Source organism: Pseudoalteromonas sp. TB25, from assembly GCF_000497995.1.
In the GTDB taxonomy this organism is placed as follows: Bacteria; Pseudomonadota; Gammaproteobacteria; order Enterobacterales; family Alteromonadaceae; genus Pseudoalteromonas; species Pseudoalteromonas distincta.
In genome coordinates this window covers 1-5,822 of the sequence record NZ_AUTI01000131.1, presented here as the reverse complement: position 1 = coordinate 5,822, position 5,822 = coordinate 1, and the positions used below count along the sequence as shown (strand labels likewise).

The window sequence follows — 5,822 nt, the reverse complement described above, 5'->3', positions numbered from 1 at the left end:
TTATCCTTTTGAGGGCTCGCCCCCCAAGTCTCGTAGTCGTGCCAGTAAAGCGATGGTTGTTCATTCAAGTTCATAGTTGTAAAGCCTTGTATTTCAATCTTTTGAATTTACTGAATAATTTTTAGTTTTTTGGAATTCTCATCCATTAAAGCTTTATTTTATAGCTTTTCTATTAATTGAAATTGTGTACACTGGTGTGTGCAGATAAAAAAATTGGTGTGTACAAAAAAATGAGTCTAACAGACAGTAAATTAAAAAAGTTTCTTAATAAGTCACATGATAAGCCTTTTGAGCTTGCAGATCGAGACTCGCTTAGTATAAGAGTCTCTCAGAAGGGTAAAATCGCTTGGCAGTATAGGTTCAGATACAACGGAAAGGCCGATAGACTTTCGCTCGGAAATTACCCTGCAATTTCGTTGTCCCAAGCAAGAGCTTTGGTTCCTGAGTTAAGGCAGTGTATTCAAGAAGGCAAAAACCCTAAATCTGTAATGGGCAAGAGTCGTCAGGCTAAAAGCAAAAAAATTATGACTCTCGAAGATTTGTGCTTAATGTGGTTAGAAAAAGTTTCTGCTATTGAACACAAAGAAAACACGCAAGCAACTCATGCCACAACTGTAAGAAAGTGGATTTTAAATGAGCCTATAAAAAAGCCGCTAAAGGAGAAGTGGGTAAAGAAAAACCTTAATATGCCGTTCGATGAGATTACTAGTCAAAATTGGATGGATTTTTTTGAATGGGTAAAGTCTGAAAAAAGCGCCAACATGGCAGGCGTAGTCTTTAAATTATTAAAATCTGTTATTACTTGGGGTGTTAAATGGGAGTTAGTATCAAATTCAAACCTACTACTATTTAAAGTAAAAGATGTAGGCAAAGCCCCTAATGTTGGGGAGCGAACTCCCAGTTTATACGAAGCAGCCATGATGTGGTTAGAAATTGATAAATCTAAGGCTCTGCCACAAACAAAAATCTGTCTGAAACTTATAATTTTGCTTGGCGCTAGAAATAGCACAGTACGTAATATGAAATGGGAAGACTTAGATTTAGTAAATATGATTTGGACTATCCCTGTGCCTAAGGGACAAAAGCAAGCAACTCGCAGGGGAGCTCTTGAAGGCGATGTGAGCTCTCAAAGGCCTGAAAGGCACCCAATCCCAAGCAAAGTCAAAGAACTGCTAGAAGAAATAGCACTTATTTATGGAAAAACGGGGTATGTGTTTAAAGGTGATGGTGACAACAGCAACAAAGAAATTACTACTCATGCTTTAAACCGTTTTTGCACAAGGATGTCTTCTAAACTATTTATGAAGCATCAAATATCTAAAATTGTTCCGCATGACTTTAGGCGCATGCTGCAAACTACGCTCTGTGAAATTGATTCAAAATGGTTAGTAATAACAGAGCGTATGTTAGGCCATAAACTCAAAGGAACTATGAAGCACTACAACAAAGCTGATTATTTAGATGAGCAATTAGAAGCTTATGAATTACTTTGGTCAAAGTTAAAGCTAGAAATTGAAAAAATTAATAGCTAAATAATGCTGTTATTAATAAGAGCTACAAAAATAGACGTTAGTAGCTCTTATTAAATTAAAGTTAACTTTACTAATTTTAATTGCCGGCAATAACTAACCCGCCTGACCCAAAATATACTCTTCAACTTGCGCGGTAATAAAAATTTTCTTTCTGTAATTCTGTAAAGGCTTAGGGAAGCCATGCTTAAACTGTGAATTGTCTTGATTGCTTTGTGTGTAATTGTAATAGCTAGTTCTAGACATATTTAAAACTTGGCATAGTTGCTTCAGTGACATAGTAGGGCCGAATAATTCAGATAAGTTCATTTTCTATCCTCACATAAAGTAATTTTTCCTCGCCCTAAGTAGGTTTTACTCAGGCGAACTTTTGTGATTCTTTGCTAATTTCTTAAATTAATTTTGAATCGGCTTAAGTAGTTTCGGCTTATACGAACTATTGCGATTTGCATAAAATTATTTAAATTAATTTCGAATCAGCTTAGGTAGTTTCGGCTTAAACGAACTATTACGGTTTACAGAAAAAATATTTAAATTAATTTCCAATAACCTTGGTTAACGTTTTGTTTGCGGTTTTTAGATGGCTAGGGCTTTGTTATATTTTACGTTAAAGTCAGGAGACATAATTGAGCAATTAGATTTGATGCTAACTGAGGCTATTTTTTCAGTCAGAGTGACTAGGTGGAAAAAGTAGATGCTATTAAAGCGTTATCAAAAAGAAAATGGTTTAATATTGAATTGACATTCAATAATGAGTAAAAAAAAGAACTTTATATGTAAAAAACGGGGGACTTCTCACAGTATTGGAGAAGCGCTGTTACATTTTCTTAGAAATTAGAAAACAGGACAAAAATTTAGTGTCAACAATACTATATATAAATAAATCATAACTGTTAGTTATGGTTTTTAGACTTGGATAAAATCTGACAGTTGCATATAAGTAAAGCAGATTATTTGAGCCTCCTTAATAATATACAAGTTGTCTAACTCACTAGAAAGCAGATAACTATGAGTAATTATAATGAATGTTTTTAAAAAGTATTTTCGAACGAGAGTAATAAAAAGTATAGAGCGTCAAATCGCAAGACAGTATTCAGAATCAATTCAATGTTTTTTATCTGCACCTATTATTGCCCAGCTAGATACACACTATAAGAGGCAAAGAGATATTCAACAGAAACTGGATAAAAACACAAGAAACAGAGATAAGTTGGCCAATAGCAGGCTATGGGGAAACCGCTTTAGTGCTGATGGTTATTATAGGTGGGACGATGAGCTGAAAGACGAATACAAAGAGCGGTCTTTGAAAATTCAAAAAATATATGATTTGATGGGTTTTAAAATCACAGAAAATAATCTTGATAGACTAAAAAAGGAAGCCATTTTATTTGAAAAAAAGAACTCTGTTTTAGATAACAGTACAAGAGAAATAATTGCATTGGAAAATAAACTATTGCCAATGGCTGAACGCCAAATAGTTCAAGCTGCAGCTATCGCAGCTGGATTAGGTATTACTTTTCATGCTGGTGCGAGTTATACAGAATCCTTGAATGTTTACGAGGCCTTACGTAGAGTAAATTCAAATTTTATGGAGCTAAGCAACAGTGATATTTGGTTTGAAACTATGCTTCTCAGTCTCATTAATCCTGACTCTTATCAAGGAATGGTGAATCTGGCTAAGGGAGCCTATTTTGAGCAGCAAGTTGCCAATGATACTGGAGGACTGCTACACGAAAATTTCAATACCCCAGAAACAGATATGCTTTTAGAAGGTACATTGGTGCAATTGAAAGCAACAGACAGTGAAGCTATTATCGATACCGTAACTCCAGGCGTTAAAGTGATAGCAACCTCGGAAGTGGCCTCAAGAACATTTGCAATTGACTCTGGTCATACAAACAAAGAAATAACTATTTCAACAGAAAATGCCCTCGGTGGTGATGTTTTTGACACTTCAGGTAGCTTAATGGATGGGACTATGCTGTTATCTGGAGGGGTTGGTGTACTTGCATCATTAAGGGGAGTTTGTGCTGCTGGTGAATATCTGGAAAGGAACCCCTCAAAAAAGACTGGTGAAGACCTTGAGGAAAGTTTGACTCATCTGATAAAAGCATCAGCTATTGGTTTAGAGGTAGCAGCTCTCACAACGGTCAAGGCTCTTCCATCGCTTTGGAATTTAATATTAACAGTCACCAGATGGGTACTAAATATAATTCATATCATTCTATATCCGTTTATAAAGATATTTAGTTAGTTTAGGGCTTTTCCAAACTTAAGAATCAAATAGGCATAAAGTGCCTTTTAGGGATCATTAAGCCGCATTTAAGGTCTTAAAGTGACTTATTGGTCACTTTAACTACCACATGTTGTACTCAAAAAGTTTTACTTAATCTACTTTCTTAGCGTGTTTAACAAGCTTAATTAGAATTATCGTCAACACAGCAGCCGGTAATAACCATATAAAATCACTCATCTTAAATTCTCAATGTTTGAAGTAGTACTCTAACCTTAATGCTTTTGATGTGTTTTGCAAATTTACGTCGCTTATCTATTACCTTTCAATTTTTCTCCTCACTTATGCCTAGTTAGTTTTAGGACAAATCACTAGGAAAAAACATGAAAGACCAAAAATCGCCGTTTATTCGCCAATATGTACGCGCTAGTAGATCACCGTGGGATGACAGCTCTACAATTTTGCTACTAGCTGATGTTGTTGATAAGCAAACACTAGAGCTGGGCTTCACCAATTACGTTTATTTACACCGAGATAGAGTGGGGAGTGTGCTGGGTATTAGTATTTCTCAACAGTTACTAGCTACTAATCCTGAGTTCTCACAGAGGTATTTGGAAGGTATTGAGATGTATGCTTTTTTACTCATACATATTGAAGACATAACAAACTTTTGCAGCTTGTTTAGTGCAGAATTTGAGCAGCTATTTATGCTAAAACCCAACGTATATTTTGCAGCTGCAGAAGACAGTTGGTTACGGTTAATAGAAAGCTCATAAACTCTGGCGAGCCTTTAGGCTCGCTTTTTAGTTTTAAAGATTCTGATCCAATTGTGTTTTAAATAAATAATTTAAACTCACAAAAAAAGTCATTATTTCTCCCTGAGAGTGCCTATTTATAAATAGCCTCAAAATAAGAGAAGTAAATAATTATTAACGGACAATAATTATTAAGTTAATTTAAAATAAGGAAATTATATGACTTGCAGATATACCTCTACTCTAGACATTATCACCCTGTTAGAAGATGTAAAAACGGTTGTTAGGGATAACGATCATAAAATAAACAAACTCATGCTAAGTGCCGACAACCCAAACTTTAAGGGTTTATGGGCTATTGTAGAGCCTCAAGTTTTTAATAAAAAGCACCTTAATTATCGTGGCGTAAAAGTTCTGATATATAAATTAATGATTTGTTTAATAAACGATGTACACCAACCCGTAACAGCATATCCTGATTACGATGACGAGTTTTATGAAGAGCCAGATCAAGCCTTTAGTGATGCGCCAGAGGACCGCTTTGATTCAGTGTTTAATAGCAAGTTCGAGGATGAATTTGAAGACGACTATAAAAATGATATTGAAAATGAATTTGTTGGAGAGTTTGAACAAGATCGTATTGATCGTAATATCCAAGATTCAATAAACAGTCTTCTAAATAAATAATAAAGGACAAATATAAGTTATTTTGATAATAAAATAACTGCCTAATCATTACCCCTAAAATATGCCATGAGTCATTATTTGCAGGCTCACTGCTTAAGCTGAAACCTAGTTTAAGCAGCTCAATCTCATTAATAGAGATTACACCTCTAGGGGAAGGCGTGATGCAAATATAGCGCCTTGTTATTACTTCACAAAAGCGTGTTTTTAATAATAATGTTGGTAAGGCTTTAAATAGGCCAAAAGCAAAGGGGGAATGGATTACTATCCATTCCCCCTTTGCTTATCTATCGCTTATTGATAAAACATTTCATTAATTTCTTCACATAATTTAGTACGGAAAATAATAGACGAATGAAGCAATTCAGCATCGCTTTCACTGAGAAGTTGTGCTCGTGTCTTCTTATCAAAACGTTGCGGCATTTCCTCAAATAATTGTGTATGAAGTCGTTTTATATCATTGAAGATTTGCTGTGACTGTGAAAATAAAAAAATCTTACTGTAATCGCCATTTTTTAGTGACGACAAATACTTTAGTAAAATGACCTGTCGTGCAGTTTTGTTTTTAAAAGAGTGTTCCACCTCAATAGCGGCTATTGAGCCATTAGGAAGTAGCACAGC

At 35.0% G+C, this 5,822-nt stretch carries 5 protein-coding genes and 1 pseudogene; 4 read left to right on the top strand and 2 right to left on the bottom strand.

The genetic code is table 11. From position 1 onward, the window contains the following. The first annotated feature begins 230 nt into the window (after positions 1–230). Positions 231–1,532 (top strand): integrase family protein, encoded by a 1,302-nt coding sequence (locus L652_RS0102830; RefSeq protein WP_139015380.1) that lies wholly within the window; start codon positions 231–233, stop codon positions 1,530–1,532. A 93-nt stretch (positions 1,533–1,625) separates the two neighbouring features. Here L652_RS0102830 and L652_RS0102825 read toward each other — a convergent pair whose 3' ends face one another. After that, positions 1,626–1,838, bottom strand: a complete 213-nt coding sequence (locus tag L652_RS0102825) for a hypothetical protein (protein WP_024595061.1) — start codon at positions 1,836–1,838, stop codon at positions 1,626–1,628. A 712-nt stretch (positions 1,839–2,550) separates the two neighbouring features. Here L652_RS0102825 and L652_RS1000000124345 point away from each other — a divergent pair. The 3 genes from L652_RS1000000124345 (at position 2,551) to L652_RS0102810 (ending at position 5,204) form a co-directional block, all read left to right on the top strand. Next, positions 2,551–3,783: a hypothetical protein gene (locus L652_RS1000000124345; protein WP_024595062.1), complete on the top strand. Its 1,233-nt coding sequence runs from the start codon at positions 2,551–2,553 to the stop codon at positions 3,781–3,783. A gap of 362 nt (positions 3,784–4,145) precedes the next feature. Continuing rightward, positions 4,146–4,538: a hypothetical protein gene (locus tag L652_RS0102815; protein WP_024595063.1), complete on the top strand. Its 393-nt coding sequence runs from the start codon at positions 4,146–4,148 to the stop codon at positions 4,536–4,538. A gap of 198 nt (positions 4,539–4,736) precedes the next feature. Continuing rightward, positions 4,737–5,204 carry a hypothetical protein gene (locus L652_RS0102810; RefSeq protein ID WP_226916098.1) on the top strand — a complete coding sequence of 156 codons (468 nt, stop codon included), beginning with the start codon at positions 4,737–4,739 and terminating at the stop codon, positions 5,202–5,204. A gap of 291 nt (positions 5,205–5,495) precedes the next feature. On the opposite strand, the pseudogene L652_RS0102805 reads toward L652_RS0102810, so the two are convergent. Continuing rightward, positions 5,496–5,822: pseudogene (locus tag L652_RS0102805) on the bottom strand (hypothetical protein); the annotation flags it as partial.